The following is a 17943-nucleotide window of genomic DNA, read 5'->3' as shown; positions in this document are numbered from 1 at the left end:
AGAATATGGCACGTTATTTTATTGACCGGCCTATCTTCGCTTGGGTGATCGCGATTGTGATCATGCTTGCGGGTTTGGGATCGATCAGGATCCTGCCTTTGGAGCAGTACCCTGATATCGCACCCCCTAGAGTTTCTATCAATGCTTCATATACAGGTGCATCGGCCAAGACCATAGAAGACTCGGTCACACAGGTGATCGAGCAATATATGAAGGGAATCGATAACCTGACCTATATGTCGGCAAGCAGTACCTCCTCCGGTACAGCAAGTATCAACCTGACATTCGATGCGGGCACTGACCCTGATGTCGCGCAGATGCAGGTACAGAATAAACTCCAACAGGCGATGCCAAGATTGCCTCAAGTGGTGCAAAGTTTGGGCGTAACGGTTGCCAAAACAGGCATAGACTTTCTGTTGGTTGTTTCTCTCGTCTCTGATAACCCCAATGTCCGTTCTATTGATATCGGTGACTATATCTCCAGCAACTTGCTGGATCAGATCAGCCGTGTCGATGGCGTGGGTGATATCCAGACCTTGGGCTCTGGGTATGCCATGCGTATCTGGCTTGACCCCGCCAAGTTGCAAAAATACAGCCTGATGCCATCTGATATCAGCACAGCGGTGCAGGCACAGAATGCCGAAGTCTCTGCCGGACAATTAGGCGCGTTGCCAGCCGCAACCGGGCAGCAATTGAACGCGACGATCACCGCGCGCAGTAAATTGCAGACGGTCGATCAATTCAATAATATCGTCGTTAAGTCTGCGGTAGATGGTTCGGTTGTTCGCCTCAGCGATGTTGCCCGTGTCGAATTAGGGGCTGATAGTTATACGCCGGTCGCCGACTTTAACGGACGCACATCTTCTGCAATGGGCATAAAACTTTCGTCGGGTGCAAATGCATTGACGACGGCTGAAGCGGTACTCAAAAAGCTGGATGAGTTAAAACCTTTCTTTCCGCCAGACCTAGGTTTGCATGTCGAAGTACCTTACGACACGACGCCTTTCGTCAAGATATCGATCAAGGAAGTGGTTAAATCCTTGATTGAGGCGATTATTCTCGTCGTCATTATCATGTATCTTTTCTTGCAAAATATACGTGCGACCATCATTCCTGCGATTGCCGTTCCTGTCGTGCTTTTAGGTACATTTGGCGTGCTGGCAGCGTTCGGATATTCCATTAACACATTGACCATGTTCGGCCTCGTGCTTGCCATCGGTTTGCTTGTAGATGATGCCATCGTGGTTGTCGAGAACGTCGAGCGTGTGATGAGTGAAGAGGGGCTTTCACCCAAAGAAGCCACAAGAAAATCCATGGGTGAGATTACGGGCGCTTTGATCGGTATCGCGCTCGTTTTATCGGCAGTATTCATCCCGATGGCATTTTTTGGCGGTTCAACGGGCGTGATCTATCGCCAGTTCTCCATCACGATTGTGTCTGCAATGCTGTTATCGGTAATCGTTGCGTTGACGCTGACGCCTGCACTTTGTGCGACGCTTTTGAAGCCGGTCGATAAATTGCACCACCAACCGACGGGTGGATTAATTCGAGGTTTCTTCCGCTGGTTTAATCGTAATTTTGATCGCGCATCACAGGGCTACCAAAACGCTGTCAGCAATATTCTTAAGCATAACAAGATTGCATTAGTGGCTTATGCCTTGATTGGTGGCGTATTGGTGTTTCTGTTTTTACGTTTACCGACCTCATTCTTGCCGGCCGAAGACCAAGGCATCCTCATGGCGCAGGTGCAACTGCCATCAGGGGCTACGGATGATCGTATGCAAAAGGTGATGGGGCAGCTAGAAGATTATCTGCTCACGCGTACCGATGTCGTGAAAGAATTCATGACGATTCGAGGGCAGGGGGCAGGTGGCGGGGGTAGCCAGAACTCAGGTCGCGCGTTCATCAAACTTAAAGATTGGTCAGAACGTACCGGCGAAGGTCAGCAATCTGCTGCGATTGCAGATCAGGCGACCAAAGTCTTATCCAAGATACGTGATGCCAAGGTGTTCATCATGCAACCACCCACCGTTCGTGGCTTGGGGCAGAGCGGCGGATTTACATTGCAGTTGAAAGATCTGGGTGGTCTCGGGCATGAAGCTTTGCTCAAAGCGCGTGACCAGTTTATCGATATAGCTTCCAAGGATGCTAGGCTGACCAAGATCAGGCCTAATGGGTTGGATGATACGCCGATGTTCAGGCTCGATATCGATGATAAAAAATCTGGCGCATTCAACCTGACGACCAGCACGATCAACAGCACTTTATCTATCGCCATGGGGGGAAGTTATGTGAATGACTTCATCAATAAAGGCCGAGTGAAAAAAGTATATATGCAGGGCGACGCGGCTTATCGTATGCAGCCTGACAATATTGATGACTGGTATGTGCGGAATACAAGTGGCGAGATGGTGCCATTCTCTTCATTCTCCAACAGTCGTTGGGTATATGGCTCGCCATTGCTTGAACGCTATAACGGTATGTCTTCAGTGGAGATTGTCGGTGAGGCAGCGCATGGCGTTAGCTCTGGTGAGGCGATGGATATCGCAGAAAGTATCATCAAGCAATTGCCTGAAGGTATTGGCTATGAGTGGAGTGCACAGTCATATCAGGAGCGTTTATCTGGTTCACAAGCACCATTTTTGTATGCGGTTTCGGTGATTTTCGTCTTCTTGTGTCTTGCTGCTTTGTATGAAAGTTGGGCTGTGCCTTTCTCCGTGATTCTGATTGTGCCATTGGGCGTTGTTGGCGCATTGCTGGCAACGACATTCAGGGGATTATCCAGCGATGTGTATTTTCAAGTCGGTTTGTTGACCACGGTTGGGTTGGCTTCAAAGAATGCCATTCTGATCGTTGAGTTTGCCAAACATTTACAAGAGCAGGGACATAGCTTAATGGATGCGACCTTACAGGCTGTTCGCCTGCGCTTGCGACCGATATTGATGACCTCCCTTGCATTTGTATTTGGTGTGCTGCCATTGGCGTTGAGTACGGGTGCTGGCGCTGCAAGCCGACAGGCTATTGGTACAGGCGTCTTGGGTGGAATGCTTACTGCAACATTCTTGGGAATTTTCTTTGTGCCGTTATTTTATGTGCTGATTCGTACCATATTTCCGTACAAACCAGACACTGACAGTGCCGTAATTAAGGTTTAGTAGAATGAATTTGTTGAAGATATCAGTTGGTATAATCGCTTTATCGCTGACGGCATGCGCGAGTATGGCGCCTGACTATCAGCGCCCGTCACCGCCCGTGCCCTCAACTTTTGGTGATGCTTCTTCTGCTGACAGTGCGGCAAAACTACCTGATATCGGATGGCGTGAATTCTTTGCCGATCAACGTTTGCAACAGGTGATCGCGCTAACTTTGGAGAATAATCGTGATCAACGTATCGCTGCGCTGAATATCGAAAAGGCGCGTGCGCAATATCAAGTGCAGCGTGCTGATCTTTTCCCAACGGTGAATGCTACGGTCAGTGGTACTGCGCAGCAGGGTATCAGCAGTGGCACTAGTACCTCATCTACGACAGGCACAGTCAGTGGTTCATCAGGACAAAGTGGCAGTGTCTCGCACACCTATCGAGCTACTGTTGGCTTCAGTGCTTATGAGCTTGATCTGTTTGGCCGTATTCGTAGTTTAAATGAGCAGGCACTACAATCATTCTTTGCAACTGAAGAAGCGAGACGCAGCACGCAGATATCTCTAGTGGCAGAAGTAGCGACGGCTTGGCTTACGTTATCTACAGATATGGCAAGGTTAAAACTTGCACAAGAGACGCTTGCCAGTCAGCGCAAGACATATGATCTTACCAAGCGTAGTTTTGAGTTGGGTATTTCATCTGCGTTGCCATTGAAGCAGCTTCAAACCAGCGTCGACACCGCGCGCGTAGATGTCGCTGCTTACACCAGTCAGATCAAGCAGGATATCAATGCATTGACTTTGTTGGCGGGCACAACAATACCTGATGATTTGTTGCCAAATGCTGATATTGATCAGGTGACAGCACTCAACGATTTGCCTACTGGTGTTTCTTCCACGATATTGCAGTCTCGTCCTGATGTATTAGGGGCAGAGCATTCCTTGCAAGCGGCCAATGCCAATATCGGCGCACTGCGGGCGGCGTTCTTTCCAACTATCTCTTTAACTAGTTCGATCGGTAGTGCGAGTACGGAGCTTTCCGGCCTGTTCGGTTCTGGTTCACGCGTCTGGACATTCGCTCCGCAAATCAGCGTGCCGATCTTCAATGCGGGCAGAAATCGGGCGAATCTTGATGTTGGCGAAGCCGATCGCAAGATCATGGTGGCCCAGTATGATAAAGCCGTGCAGACTGCATTTCGTGAAGTAGCCGATGTGTTGGCACAAAGAGAGAATCTCGGTGAGCAGATGGAGGCGCAGCAGTCGTTGGTCGATGCCTCTCAAGATGCATTCAACTTATCTGATGCAAGATTTAAAAATGGCGTGGATAGTTATCTCACCGTGCTGGATTCTCAACGGACTTTATATACGGCCCAGCAAAGCCTGATCTTATTACGATTATCTAATCTGACCAGTCAGCTCACGCTTTACAAAGTGTTGGGTGGCGGTTGGAATGAGCATAGCCAGAATTCATCAAACTGATTTAAATAGGATGCTTTTTTAATCAGGCTAAATAGGCGACAATCCAAAGATTCGAACATTGCCTGCGGTCCATGAATAACAAAGCCCTTTTAGATCGAAGTCTCGCTGCAGTATGGCATCCATGCACGCAGATGAAAGCTCACGAAACCATGCCGCTGGTGCCAATCAAGAGTGGTGAAGGTGTTTGGCTTCATGATTTTGAAGGCAACCGCTATCTCGATGCTGTTAGTTCTTGGTGGGTCAATCTGTTCGGACATAATAATCCGCGCATCAAACAAGCCATCAGCCAACAGTTAAATACCCTAGAGCACGTTATTCTTGCCGGATTCACCCACGAGCCGGTCGTAACGCTTTCAGAGCGCCTGAGCAAGCTTACGGGGCTTGGACATTGCTTTTATGCGTCCGATGGTGCCTCTGCAACTGAGATCGCCCTGAAGATGAGTTTTCATTACTGGCGTAATCTAGGTAAACCTAACAAAACCAGATTCGTCAGCTTGCAAAATAGTTATCACGGCGAAACCTTAGGTGCTTTGTCGGTCACCGATGTTGCGATATTCAAAGATACCTACGCGCCGCTTTTACAGCAAAGTGCACAAGTAAGATCGCCAGATTGGCGCTTGGCGGAAGTGGGTGAGAGTGCTGATGATTACGCACTGCGCTGTGCAAATGAGCTGGATACGTATCTTGCCCAGCATCATCAAGAGATCGCTGCATTTATTGTTGAGCCTTTGATCCAGTGTGCCGCAGGCATGGCGATGTACTCGCCTGTATATTTGAAGCGTGCGCGTGAGATATGTGATCAATATCAGGTGCACCTGATCGCCGATGAGATCGCCGTTGGTTTTGGTCGTACTGGTACCATGTTTGCCACAGAACAAGCAGGCATTCGCCCTGATTTTATTTGCTTATCCAAAGGTATTACCGGCGGTTATTTACCACTGTCTGTCACGCTGACCACTGACATGATCTATCAGGCTTTTTATGATGATAGTGTGGCGCGCGGGTTTCTCCATTCCCATAGTTATACGGGTAATGCATTGGCATGTAGCGCTGCGCTGGCAACCTTGGATATCTTTGAAACGGACGATATTTTGCAGGCTAATCGTCAGAAAACTGTTTATCTCAATAATAAAATCCAAATGCTTAATGACTTCCCAATTAAAAATCTGCGTAACTTGGGCATGGTCTGGGCTTTCGATGTGCAAACGCAAGATGCACAATTCTCCCGCCGTTTTTATGAGCGTGCCTTAGCGCGAGGATTGATTCTGCGTCCCATCGGCAATACCGTGTACTGGATGCCGCCTTATGTGGTGAGCGAATCTGAAATGGATTGGATGCTTGAGCAAACCCAGGCGCTTTTGGCGATGGGGGTGTAGCCATGATGAAGCGCGCTGCTCGATTATTCCTGCTAGTACTGGTTTTCGCTAGTGCGATCGCACATGCTGAATTACCGCAAGATGTGGTCACAGCATTACAGCAAGCCCAAATTCCTCAAGACAACGTAGCTGTATTTGTGCAGCGTGTCGACGCGAATATCCCATTACTTATCCATCAGGTGAGCAAGCCATTTAATCCTGCTTCAGTGATGAAATTGCTGACCACGTATGCGGGTTTGAGCATACTCGGCCCGGCTTATCGGTGGCGCACGGAAGTCTATACCGATGGTGAGTTGGTGAATGGCGTCCTCAAGGGCAACCTGATATTAAAAGGTTATGGTGATCCGGCCTTGATGGCAGAGGATTATTGGCGCCTTTTGAATAGCTTGCGCCAACTAGGCATCAAGGATATTCAAGGCAATCTTGTTATCGACAACACATGGTTTGCCCCTATCAATGACAACGCAGGGGCATTTGATGGAGAGCTATATCGTTCGTACAATGCGATTCCTAGTGCGATGCTGGTCAACCTGAAATCTACTAGTTTTAAGTTCCAGATCAGCTATCAACATGATATTTCAGCAGTATCGATCACTTCCGAACCTGATTTGCCCGAGATCAAAGTCACAAACCGGATGCAGATCATTCCTGGGGATTGTGGCGATTGGCGTAATAAAGTCGGCTATAAAATAAAACCTGTCGCCGTGAATGACAAACTCAACGAGTTCAGCCTGGAGTTCAACGGTACTTACCCTGAAAGCTGTGGCGAGAAGTATATCGAGTTGAGCTTGGTTGACGATGCCGCCTATGCTTTTTACCTGTTTCACAAGCTATGGCTGCAACTGGGCGGCACAATTCAAGGCACTTTGCAGCGAACTATTTCACCTATTCCTGCGACTAAGTTTACAGAACAAACATCAGAGCCGATGGCTGATATTGTCAGGCGCATCAATAAATATAGTAATAACCTGATGGCGCGCCAGCTATTGCTCACTATCGGCGCCGAGAAGATAGCGACACCTGCTAATGAGGTCGGTGGCACAAAAGCCATTACCGATTGGCTGGCAAGCAAACGCATGAGCTTCCCTGAATTAGTGATTGATAATGGGGCAGGCTTGTCACGCAACGCGCGAATCAGTGCGCAGCATCTCGGCACTTTGTTGCTGGATGCCTATGCGAGTCCTGTGATGCCTGAATTTATGTCATCACTGCCTATTTTGTCGTTAGATGGCACGATGGCAAGACGTATGAAAGACAGTCCTTTGTCAGGCCGTGCGCATTTAAAGACCGGTTCATTAAATGGGGTTAGTACTATCGCAGGCTATGTCCTTGATAACAAAGGTCGGCGTTGGGCGATGGTTTTTATGATCAACCATCCGCTCGCCGCTAATAGCAAAGTAGCACAAGATGCATTGATCAATTGGGTTTATCAGCAGCCGTAGGTGCCTGTATGTTTAGGGCGAATATTAACTGAGCGAAACTTAGCTGAAGATTGGGATTTTCTCCGATGTTATAATTTCAGCTGTTCGTTTGCGATTCTGGAGTAAAACATGAAACACGCAACAATCATTGCAAGTACAGTACTCATCGCCATGCTTGCGATCAGTGGCTGTAATGCAGGTTCTCAAAATTCTAATCAGGAAAAAACAGTAATGAGTCAAACCATCACCGAATTCACAAAAATCGACCACAAGATCGGCACAGGCCGCGAAGCAGAAGCCGGATTGAATGTCACGGTACATTACACAGGCTGGTTATATGACCCAAGCAAGCCTGAAGGCAAGGGTGAAAAGTTCGATAGCTCACTTGATCGTGGCGAGCCATTTGTATTTTATCTAGGCGGCGGTCAAGTGATCCGCGGTTGGGATGAAGGCTTTGCCGGGATGAAGATCGGTGGCACACGCACATTACTGATCCCTGCTGAATATGGCTATGGCGCTCGTGGAGCAGGTGGCGTGATTCCTCCTAATGCTAGTCTTGTATTCGATGTTGAATTATTAGGCATCAAGTAGTTCTACATGATATTTGCGCTTTGACGTTTTCTGATAAGGCGTTAAAGCGCAATTTACAATCTTAAAAATTGCTGTAGAAGTTGGAGCAGTGAATGAAAGCAAGAATCAAGTGGATTGAAAACGTCTGTTTTATGGGCGAATCCGAAACCGGGCACGCAGTCGTCCTAGATGGCGCCCCTGATGCTGGTGGCCGCAATCTTGGCATGCGTCCTATGGAGATGCTGCTCATAGGCATGGGTGCATGCACATCATTCGATGTCGTCACCATACTGAAAAAAGCCCGCCAACCCATCAGTGATTGTGTCGCTGAAATAGAAGCGGCACGTGCAGACGAGATCCCAAAAGTATTCACCAAGATTCACGTACATTTCGTCGTCACTGGCAAAGGCTTGAATCCTGTTCAGGTAGAACGTGCAGTGAAGTTATCAGCTGAGAAGTATTGTTCAGCCTCGATTATGCTGGGTAAAGCGGCAGAGATCACTCACGATTTTGAAATCGTCGAGGGTGAGCTGTGACATCTAAAAACACACGCCCGAATGGCCTTTTGGGCATGCGGCATGTGGCACTGTTCGTACAGGATATCGAAGCCTGCTTGAAATTCTATGTTGATATATTAGGGATGCAGGTCGAATGGCAACCCGATGCTGACAATTATTACCTGACATCTGGCACTGACAATCTCGCCTTGCACCGTGCGAGTGATTCACCAAGTGGTTTGCAACGACTGGATCACATCGGGTTTATTCTTAAAGCACCTGAAGATGTGGATGCATGGCATGCCCATTTTATCAAGCATGGCATCAAAGTGCTCCAGCAACCTAAGACACATCGAGATGGTGCCAGAAGTTTCTACTGTGCCGATCCTTCAGGGGCTGTAGTACAGATGATCTACCACCCACCCATTGCCGATATGGCCTAATCTTTTTAGATATCGATCTTTACTGTTAACGGGTTGTTACTTTTAATGACAGTAAACAGGCGATCGATATTTGGGTGTTTTCCAGCATTACTCTCCGCATCACTCGTATGCTCTGCATAGATCACTAATCCATCTTTTGCGGCATCAGTATTAATACTGCCGTATTTTTTCCAAAGATGATGGTAAACCTTGATCGAACCTTGGCTGCCTGGTTTATTCTCGATCAAGCCAGCTTGCGTGCCATCTGGATTGAATAATTCGATTTTTTGAACGTGGTCTGCTGGCTCTAATGTGGCCAGTATTTCACTGAATTTTGTCATAGATGATACGTAGTAGTGGTCATGAGTTTTGAAAAAAGCTGCATTGCAGATTTAATCGGTCTGGGTAGTTCGGCACCTCCATGCTCAATCGCGGTTTCTGCATGTGCTGCCTCGTCATGCTGCATTTGAGTCACAATCGCCCGACTTTTATCGTCATGCTCTGGTAGTAGAGAAAGATGTTTTTCGAGATGTTTTTCTACCTGATGTTCCGTTTCTGCAAGAAAACCGAGATTCCATTTGTCGCCTAATGCGCCAGCGATAGCACCCAAGCTAAAAGATCCTGCATAAAGGATGGGGTTAAGGAGACTTGTTCTGCCACCTAACTCTTTGATGCGCTTTTCACACCAAGCGAGATGCTCTGTCTCTTCTTTAGCAGCTTCTTTAAGCGCCTCGGCAGTTTCAGGGTTGTCTGCCGTTAGTGACTGTCCGCTATAAAGGGCTTGCGCACATACCTCGCCACTATGATTGACACGCATAAGTGATATCGAGCGTGATTTATCTTTTTTCTCACTTAGGGTTTCTTTGATCGCATTGTCTGGGTATGGTCTGCCAGTATGCGCTTCGGCAAAAAGGGTTCTTAAACCAGTGTCGAATTCGATGATAAAGCGATCAAGCATCGTATTGGGATGTGTCCATTTTGACTGAGACCGCCATCATGATGATGACGGCCTCATTATTTTATTTATGTTGCAGGATTTGCAAACCTTTTAACAGGTTCAAGGCTTGGTTGAATTGATAATCGCTCTTAGAACCTGGCTCTAAAGGAGCTGGTTTATCAGAAGACTTATCTTTATCATCCTTGCTCTTTTCCTTGCTATCACTACCTGCTGGTGCAGTCGCAGGAGCAATGGCTGGTGCTGGAGGAGCCTCTGTCGCTGGCACTTCACCATCTTTAGGGTTGGTTAAGTGGTGTGTCAGATCAGCCTCGCGCAGGTTTATACCTGAATCAGCTGTGCTAACGGTCCCTTCTTCCACCGTGATGTCAGGCACGATACCCTTGGCTTGAATGGAGCGGCCTTTAGGGGTGAAGTAACGCGCAGTGGTCAGTTTGATCGCGGTTCCGTTATTCATTGGTAAGATCGTTTGTACAGAACCTTTACCAAAGCTTTGTGTGCCCATGATGATCGCACGTTGATGATCTTGAAGTGCACCAGCGACAATCTCCGAAGCAGAAGCTGAGCCCCCATTGACCAGAATCGCCATTGGCACGGTCTTAATGTCAGCGAATTCGTCTTTCAGGTAATCATCACGTACACCACCGCGCACATAGTTCTCAGGGTTTGCAGTCAGGCGCATCTTCGCATCTTCTGTGCGGCCTTCTGTGTAAACGACTAGCTCACCTTTAGGGATGAACGCCGCAGATACACCAACGGCTGCATTCAATAGACCGCCTGGATTGTTGCGTAGATCAAGGATCAAACCTTTGAAAGGCCCCTTATTTTCATCGTGCATGGTTTTCAGTGCTTTGGCTAAATCTTCACCAGTATGTTCCTGGAATTGTGTGATGCGCACATAGGCATAACCAGGCTCAGTAAGCTTGTATTTCACACTTTGTGTTTTGATGATTGCGCGAGTCACTGTCACGATGACAGGTTTCGCTTCACCCTTGCGTAATATGGTCAAAGTAATGGGGGTATTTGGTTTCCCGCGCATACGTTTTACAGCATCATTCAGCGTCATCCCTTTTACAGGGGTGTCATCCAGTTTGACGATCAAATCACCACTTTTGATGCCAGCTTTATAAGCAGGTGTATCTTCGATAGGGGATACGACCTTCACAAAGCCGTCTTCCATACCTACTTCGATACCTAAACCACCGAATTCGCCTTGGGTTCCAGCCTGAAGGTCTTTGAATGCGTCAGCATCAAGATATGCGGAGTGTGGATCAAGGCCTGAAAGCATGCCGTTGATCGCTTCACTGATCAGTTTTTTATCTTCTACAGGTTCGACATAGTCACTTTTGATTTTGCCGAAGACTTCAGCAAATGCACGCAAATCATCAAGAGGTAGTTCAGATTTCGTTTCTTTATCGGCAATGGCAGAATAAGTCAGGCTGAGCATGACGCCCATAGCGACACTGACAGTGATCAAACCGAATTTATTAAATTTTGAATGCATGCGGAACAATTCCTTGGTGGAAACAGGTAGTAAGATAATTTAGCATGAAATAATTACAAAGCTTATTTTCCGCTATTTACTATGCGCTTGCATAGTGGGCACTCATGATTAGTGATAAATAAGTATTTTAAACACGCTTAATTAATAAGGTTATTTATGGCTCAGCCTCATGTAGAGATCGAATATTGTACACAGTGCCGTTGGCTATTAAGAGCAGCTTGGATGGCGCAAGAGCTTTTAGTGACCTTCGAGTCAGACATTGGTCGCGTCAGTCTGGTTCCGGGGACTGGCGGTATTTTTGAAGTGCGACTGGATGATAAGACGATCTACTCGAGGAAAGAAATGGGTCGTTTTCCCGAATCCAAAGAATTAAAGCAGCTTATTCGTGACATTATCGACCCATCAAGACCCTTAGGGCACAGCGATAAAACTGATTGAGTGTTGATTTTATTTAAAAAATAATTACTCAAACCTCTTTAGATAATAATGATTCTCATTTACAATGAAATCCTCAATTAACTGAGGTCATCGAAAATGAATGCTATCAATCGTGCAGAGATTCGCGCTTTTATGCAGAGTCGAGGGGCTGACCCTTATGAGCTCGTAGCTGACGATGTGCTTGATATTATTCTGGCACGTCGGTTCGGTATCGAGTATCAGCCTATCATCGAGGTGCAGGCATGTGAAGTGGTCGGATATCAGGCATCTGCACGATTCTGGACAAAAGATCAGCAGTGCTTGAACTCGGGCAAGATGTTTGCCTATCTGCACAATAATCCTCTCATGCTCTACTACGTTGATCTAGAGATGAAAAAGATGCAGATCGAACATGCGCCGGTTACGGGCTGGTTGATGTTGAATCTGGATGTGGATAGTTTTTTTGAAGGCGGTGATAGCCCGGATAATCCATTTTTGCAGATGTTTAAACAACATGCATGGTCAGAACGCGAGCTAGTTGTGAATCTGGTGACTAATCATCAGATCGCTGATGCTTACAAATCTCAACGTGTGATAGAGCTATTGCAGCAATCTGGCACCGGCGTAGCGCTTGAAGATGTTGGATTGCGCTGGGGCATGTTCTCATTGAGCGCTTTTATGGATGCCAGAGTGATCAAATTTAGTGGTCCTGAGTTGCAAGGTCTGAATGAAGTAGCGGCGCAATCAACTGTAGATTGGCTGGTAAGTGCCGCAAGACGAATCGGTGTGCAGATCATTATGGATGGTGTGGATAGCTGCGAACAGTTCGAGTGGGCAAAGCGTATGGGTGTCGATTGTGTGCAGGGAAATCTGTTTGCCAAACAGGATGTGCAAGTACGTTGATTCTAAAAGAGTTTGAGATTCGCAATGCGAACTATTTGCAGTTCTGCAATATATTTTTTATTACGTTAGACTCCGCTCATCGTGGGTGCATCACCCCACTTAATGAATGAATTAATGGAGGCTATCATGGCTAAAAAATCCAAAACAGAGGATTATCAAACCGCAGTCATCGACGCACTAAATACAGTGCTTGAGATGGAATTGGCTGGTGTTGTACGTTATACCCACTATTCTTTAATGATCTTTGGTTACAACCGTATCCCTATCGTTTCATGGCTGCGTGGTCAGGCGACTGAATCTTTGGATCACGCGAATAAGGCGGGTGAGTTGATTACCAATCTCGGTGGGCATCCATCTTTATCTATCGGCCCTTTGCTTGAAACGCATAATCATGATGTTGGCGACATCTTGCGTGAGTCATTGGCACATGAGAAAGCTTCATTAGATTGCTACCGTAAACTCCTGAAATTGGTTGAGGGCGAGTCTGTGATGCTGGAAGAATATGCACGTGAAATGATCTATACAGAAGAGTTGCATCTGGGTGAGGTAGATAAGATGTTACGTAAACCTGGTGACGTTGCGCCATTTCATAGATAGTTTTTGTAGATATTGATGGCATAAAAGCGGCTGATTCTTCAGCCGCTTTTTTATTTAGTCAAAATAATATGGAGGTTCGCTTATTTTAAAGTGAGGATAGGAGTTGTATTGAATTAATAAATAAATGATAATTATTCTCATTATTATTTGTACGATAAACGCTATTGGTCGAATGTATTTTGTGCTGATGAACTTTTAAGCAGAACTGATAGACCTATCAATAGTAGTTAATAAGAAGTGTTATCGGTATTGCCAGTATGTCGATGCATTACATCCAATAAATACTGAGGAGAATTATCATGGCTTATGTACTTCCACCATTAGATTATGCATACGATGCGCTTGAACCGCATATCGATGCGCAGACGATGGAGATCCATCACACCAAGCATCATCAGACTTATATCAATAATATCAATTCCGCATTAGAGGGTAGTGAGTTTGATAGTAAGCCTGTCGAGGATTTGATTTCAAATATCGAGGCACTTCCTGAGAATAAACGCGCTGTTGTAAAAAATAACGGTGGCGGCCATGCAAATCACAGCCTGTTCTGGAAAGTGATGTCACCTAATGGCGGCGGTGAGCCTGATGGCGCATTAGCCGCCGCGTTGATTGCTGATATTGGTGATTTTGCGACTTTTAAGGAATCATTCACCAAAGCTGCATTGACTAGGTTCGGCAGTGGTTGGGCTTGGTTATCTGTGACACCAGAAAAGAAATTGATTATTGAAAGCACCGGTAATCAGGATAGCCCATTGATGGAGGGTAACACGCCAATTCTTGGATTGGATGTCTGGGAGCATGCTTATTATTTGCGCTACCAGAACCGCCGCCCTGAATATATCGCTGCTTTTTATAATGTGGTCGATTGGAAAGAAGTTGCCCGTCGATATCAGGCTGCGATTGCCTAAATCCTAAAGGCTATATTTTCAAAGAGAGTGCACCTTGAATCTACCTTTTTTGATAGCTAGTGGTCGTAGCAAAGCACTTGTCTGGTCATTTATTGCGATCAGTGTGATTTTACTCGCTGCTATCGTGCAGCAATTGGCTAGTGCTGGGCTGAGCGTCTGGGGTTTGCCTCAGGTGCATCATGCCTTATGGGGCGGCCTTGTTGCAGCCGGGGCTACAGCTGCTGGGGCTTTGCCGGTCATGTTCTGTAAAAAGCTGCCAGACCGAGTGCTGGATAGTTTGTTTGGATTTGGTGCTGGTGTCATGCTGGCTGCTAGTGCGTTTTCACTGATCATTCCCGGTATTGAAGCTGCGCGTGCGGCTGGCGCGAGTTCCTGGTCTGCAGCGGGTATTGTGGGAACCAGCATTATTTTAGGTGCAGCTTTATTGCTTGCAATGGAGCATTGGCTACCCCATGAGCATTTTATCAAAGGGATTGAAAGAGAAAGCTCAATCGCGCTTAAGCGTACTTGGCTGTTTGTATTTGCCATCGCTTTGCATAATGTGCCAGAAGGCCTTGCAATCGGCGTAGGATTTGCTGGTGGCGACACGATGCGAGGTAGCGCATTGGCGACCGGTATCGCGATACAAGATATACCGGAAGGCTTTGTTGTCGCAATGGCATTGGCTGTCGTGGGCTATCCAAGGATGACAGCGATGTTGATCGGCATGGCATCAGGATTAGTAGAGCCAGTAGCATCGCTATTGGGTGCTGCGATTATTGGGCATTCTTTGACATTACTACCTTGGGGTTTGGGTTTTGCCGCTGGTGCGATGATCTTTGTTGTGAGCCATGAAATCATCCCGGAATCTCATCGTAAAGGTCATGAGGCTTTTGCGACTAGTGGGCTGATTATTGGTTTTGTACTGATGATGATGCTCGATACAGCATTGAGCTGATTTATTTTGCTTGTGTAGTAGCAACACTTTCAACAACAGCTTGCTCGCTGTTATCCAAACGGCGAGCCCCGTTGAAACGTTTTGCCCAGTAACTATCGGACATATCCACAATATGAATGCCGCCGCCTGAGCTAGGGGCATGAATGAAGCGGTTGTTGCCCATGTAGATGCCAACATGTGAGAACGCTGATTTCAAGGTATTAAAGAATACCAAGTCACCAGGTTGCAAATCATCAATAGCTACTGATTGTCCCAGTTGGCTGATCGCTCTTGCGCTGTGAGGCAGCGTCATACTTGCAGCTTGCTGGAATACATAGCGTACAAAACCGCTGCAATCGAACCCGGTTTCTGGCGATTTTCCGCCAAACTTGTATTGCGTTCCGGTGAGGCTCAGCGCATCCATTAATATTTCTTGTGCAGTATTTGCCCAGTTGCTGGTAGGATTTTCTGGCTGGCTGCCGGATTTGTTTATTGTATTCTGCGTGTTCGACGAATCGATAGCAGCACCAGCGGCCCATAAAGGAGCGCTGTAAAAGCTAATGCTGATCATGATCAGTGAGATGTAAAAACGCATGGCATGGATTCTAAAAGGGTTTTGCCTTGTTTGTAAACCTTTGCTGCATAAGATTATTTTTCATAGCCGACTTGTTTTTGATGATGGTGTAGAATAAAACCATGCAAATACAAGGCGGGTGCTTAGATATGGCGGGCGTATTTAATGAGTAAGAAAAAATTATTTGATTTGCAAAAGATAAGGTCATTAGCCAATGAGATACTGGATAGAGCGCCTCATCCACATGGTGAGTGGCAGGAAACTCTTGCAGATCACGCGCGTCACACAGGTACTGGTGCGCGCCAAAGAATTAAGCTTGTTGCCAAAGGACTGATCAAAGAGTTGCATGCTTCCGCATCTGCGGCAAAAAATAAAGGTAAGCGTATCGTGCACAAAACAGAAGCACATGTTGTCATGCTTGCAAGCCATAAGCTCCATGAATTTGCACAAAAACTGGAGCAAAAGGCCAATGCGCTTAAATAATTTAAAGAAGAATATAAAGAAGCTATCAATGCAGGACTATCTATGATTCGTCAAACAATCTCAGTATTTCGTGACTTTAGCCGCATACGAGAGATTGCCGGCATCCTCATGCGTTATGGGTGGGGTGATATCGCCAAGCGACTAGGTAAACGCAGTGTGATTGGTTGGGCTGGTAATGCGCTTAGTTCGCAGCCTGCGCCTGAAATCAAGAATTTGCCTTCGGAGGTGCGTGCAAGACTGGCTATTCAGGAACTTGGGCCGACTTTCGTTAAGTTGGGGCAGGTACTCGCCACTCGGCCAGATATTTTCCCGCCACAATGGATCGCTGAATTTGCAAAGCTCCAAGACCATGTGCCGCCTGTTCCATTCGATGAACTTCTGCCAGAGTTGGAAAAAGTCTTTGGCAGGTCGCCTTTTGATGTATTCGTCGACTTGCAAAAAGAGCCTATCGCTGCTGCTTCGATTGCACAGGTGCATCTGGCTAAGTTGCAAGATGGCACCTCGGTTGTGTTGAAGATACGTCGCCCTAATGTAGAGGCTAATATTGACGCAGACTTGCGACTGTTATCTCATCTTGGGCGATTAGTGGAGTCTGAGTTACCGGAGATTCGTCGTTTTCAGCCCGGTAAAATCATTGCCCAATTCTCGAAATCGTTAAAGCGAGAGTTAGACTTTACTTTAGAAGGGCGCAGTACCGAACGCTTTGCCAGAAACTTTGCTGATGACGAAAATGTGAAATTCGCTAAGATCTACTGGGATTTCTGCAGCGACAGTGTATTGGTCATGGAGCGGATTGAAGGCATCCCTGGTAATTCTCTTGAACAAGCAACAAAAGCAGGGCTCGACTTGCCTTTATTGGCTGAACGGGGTGCTAAAGCTGTATTAAAAATGGTGCTGATCGATGGTTTTTTTCATGCGGACCCGCATCCCGGTAATATTTTTTACTTAGCTGGAAACCGCGTCGCTATCATTGATTGCGGTATGGTTGGGCGTGTGACACTCGATAGGCGTGGTGAAATAGCTGATTTGCTTGCAGCGCTCGTTTCGCGCGATATCGATAGTTTGCGCGATATATTGATCATCTGGGCTGGTGAGAGTAACGTCGATGAAGCTAAGCTAAGTGCTGATATCGATGAGTTCATCTGTAACTATGATAACGCCCCTCTTAAGCACGTGAGATTCAGTGCGCTGCTGAATGACCTGACCACGATCATGCGTGAGAATCACCTTGCAGTGCCGCCTGACCTGACGATGTTGTTTAAGGCTTTGATTACGCTTGAAGGGTTGGGGCGGCAACTAGACCCCGATTTCCAGATCGTGAGTTTCTTAACGCCATTCGTGAAGAAGATCATTATTGATCGCTATATGCCGGGTACGCTTTACAAAAAAGGTAAGCGTAGCTTGGGTAACGTATTTGATGCCGTAACTAGCCTGCCGGGTGATGTGTCGCAGGTATTACGCGAGGCGGGGCGTGGCAGATTAAAACTGAATCTTGATCTAAAGCGGCTGGATCATTTTGGGCACCAACTGGATCATAGTACCAACCGATTAACCATGGCATTGATAGCCGCTGCACTGATTGTGGGCTCCTCTATCGTAATGACGGTAAAGGGTGGACCTACTTTATTCGGACTTCCTGCATTTGGCTTCATGGGCTTCTTCCTCGCCTTTTGTATCGGTATTATGCTGATGATTTCGATATGGCGGTCTGGACGCGATTAGGTAGAAAGCGCTATCTTGGGGCATGGGTTTTAGGTGGTGAATCCAAGATGGTGCAATT

At 46.8% G+C, this 17943-nt stretch carries 18 protein-coding genes; 14 read left to right on the top strand and 4 right to left on the bottom strand.

The genetic code is table 11. The annotated features are described in order from the left end of the window. Positions 1–5: 5 nt before the first annotated feature. From A7981_RS09215 to A7981_RS09185, 7 genes are all read left to right on the top strand, one after another. Positions 6–3155 carry an efflux RND transporter permease subunit gene (locus A7981_RS09215; RefSeq protein WP_067267309.1) on the top strand — a complete coding sequence of 1050 codons (3150 nt, stop codon included), beginning with the start codon at positions 6–8 and terminating at the stop codon, positions 3153–3155. 4 nt (positions 3156–3159) lie between these two features. Continuing rightward, entirely contained in the window at positions 3160–4617 is a 1458-nt protein-coding gene (adeC, locus tag A7981_RS09210; protein WP_067267307.1) for an AdeC/AdeK/OprM family multidrug efflux complex outer membrane factor, read from the top strand. A 71-nt stretch (positions 4618–4688) separates the two neighbouring features. Beyond that, on the top strand, positions 4689–5993 hold the full coding sequence (gene bioA, locus A7981_RS09205; RefSeq protein WP_067267304.1) for an adenosylmethionine--8-amino-7-oxononanoate transaminase: 1305 nt from the start codon (positions 4689–4691) through the stop codon (positions 5991–5993). A gap of 2 nt (positions 5994–5995) precedes the next feature. Beyond that, on the top strand, positions 5996–7435 hold the full coding sequence (gene dacB, locus A7981_RS09200) for a D-alanyl-D-alanine carboxypeptidase/D-alanyl-D-alanine-endopeptidase (RefSeq protein WP_371440353.1): 1440 nt from the start codon (positions 5996–5998) through the stop codon (positions 7433–7435). 108 nt (positions 7436–7543) lie between these two features. Continuing rightward, positions 7544–8005 (top strand): FKBP-type peptidyl-prolyl cis-trans isomerase, encoded by a 462-nt coding sequence (locus A7981_RS09195; RefSeq protein ID WP_217234090.1) that lies wholly within the window; start codon positions 7544–7546, stop codon positions 8003–8005. A 92-nt stretch (positions 8006–8097) separates the two neighbouring features. After that, positions 8098–8520: an OsmC family protein gene (locus A7981_RS09190; RefSeq protein ID WP_067267301.1), complete on the top strand. Its 423-nt coding sequence runs from the start codon at positions 8098–8100 to the stop codon at positions 8518–8520. Further along, a complete protein-coding gene (locus A7981_RS09185; RefSeq protein WP_371440352.1) occupies positions 8517–8924 on the top strand; it encodes a VOC family protein in 408 nt (135 codons plus the stop codon). The genes A7981_RS09190 and A7981_RS09185 overlap by 4 nt, the downstream gene beginning before the upstream one ends. A gap of 5 nt (positions 8925–8929) precedes the next feature. On the opposite strand, the gene A7981_RS09180 is transcribed toward A7981_RS09185, so the two are convergent. The 3 genes from A7981_RS09180 to A7981_RS09170 form a co-directional block, all read right to left on the bottom strand. Continuing rightward, a complete protein-coding gene (locus A7981_RS09180; protein WP_067267299.1) occupies positions 8930–9244 on the bottom strand; it encodes a DUF2322 family protein in 315 nt (104 codons plus the stop codon). Beyond that, positions 9241–9861: a 2-polyprenyl-3-methyl-6-methoxy-1,4-benzoquinone monooxygenase gene (gene coq7, locus A7981_RS09175; RefSeq protein WP_067267296.1), complete on the bottom strand. Its 621-nt coding sequence runs from the start codon at positions 9859–9861 to the stop codon at positions 9241–9243. The genes A7981_RS09180 and coq7 overlap by 4 nt, the downstream gene beginning before the upstream one ends. Before the next feature lie 61 nt (positions 9862–9922). Then, positions 9923–11362, bottom strand: coding sequence for a S41 family peptidase (locus A7981_RS09170; RefSeq protein WP_067267293.1), 1440 nt, complete (start codon positions 11360–11362; stop codon positions 9923–9925). Between the two features lie 156 nt (positions 11363–11518). Here A7981_RS09170 and A7981_RS09165 point away from each other — a divergent pair, with 156 nt between their 5' ends. The 5 genes from A7981_RS09165 (at position 11519) to A7981_RS09145 (ending at position 15127) form a co-directional block, all read left to right on the top strand. Continuing rightward, positions 11519–11800, top strand: a complete 282-nt coding sequence (locus A7981_RS09165; protein ID WP_067267291.1) for a SelT/SelW/SelH family protein — start codon at positions 11519–11521, stop codon at positions 11798–11800. A 96-nt stretch (positions 11801–11896) separates the two neighbouring features. Next, positions 11897–12682 carry an EAL domain-containing protein gene (locus tag A7981_RS09160; RefSeq protein ID WP_067267289.1) on the top strand — a complete coding sequence of 262 codons (786 nt, stop codon included), beginning with the start codon at positions 11897–11899 and terminating at the stop codon, positions 12680–12682. Between the two features lie 126 nt (positions 12683–12808). Further along, positions 12809–13279 (top strand): bacterioferritin, encoded by a 471-nt coding sequence (locus tag A7981_RS09155; protein WP_067267890.1) that lies wholly within the window; start codon positions 12809–12811, stop codon positions 13277–13279. A 299-nt stretch (positions 13280–13578) separates the two neighbouring features. Then, positions 13579–14190, top strand: coding sequence for a superoxide dismutase (locus A7981_RS09150; RefSeq protein ID WP_067267286.1), 612 nt, complete (start codon positions 13579–13581; stop codon positions 14188–14190). 34 nt (positions 14191–14224) lie between these two features. Then, positions 14225–15127, top strand: coding sequence for a ZIP family metal transporter (locus A7981_RS09145; RefSeq protein WP_082889290.1), 903 nt, complete (start codon positions 14225–14227; stop codon positions 15125–15127). Between the two features lies 1 nt (position 15128). Here A7981_RS09145 and A7981_RS09140 read toward each other — a convergent pair whose 3' ends face one another. Then, positions 15129–15701: a C40 family peptidase gene (locus A7981_RS09140; RefSeq protein ID WP_067267284.1), complete on the bottom strand. Its 573-nt coding sequence runs from the start codon at positions 15699–15701 to the stop codon at positions 15129–15131. Positions 15702–15845: 144 nt separating this feature from the next. Between A7981_RS09140 and A7981_RS09135 the strand changes: the two genes are divergently transcribed. Further along, positions 15846–16163, top strand: coding sequence for a hypothetical protein (locus A7981_RS09135; RefSeq protein ID WP_067267281.1), 318 nt, complete (start codon positions 15846–15848; stop codon positions 16161–16163). Positions 16164–16205: 42 nt separating this feature from the next. After that, entirely contained in the window at positions 16206–17885 is a 1680-nt protein-coding gene (locus A7981_RS09130; protein WP_067267278.1) for an AarF/ABC1/UbiB kinase family protein, read from the top strand. Positions 17886–17943 lie beyond the last annotated feature (58 nt).

The organism is Methylovorus sp. MM2, from assembly GCF_001648895.1.
Taxonomy (GTDB): Bacteria; Pseudomonadota; Gammaproteobacteria; order Burkholderiales; family Methylophilaceae; genus MM1.
Note: the sequence above shows the minus strand (reverse complement) of the source record. Positions and strands in the feature narration are given on the sequence as shown.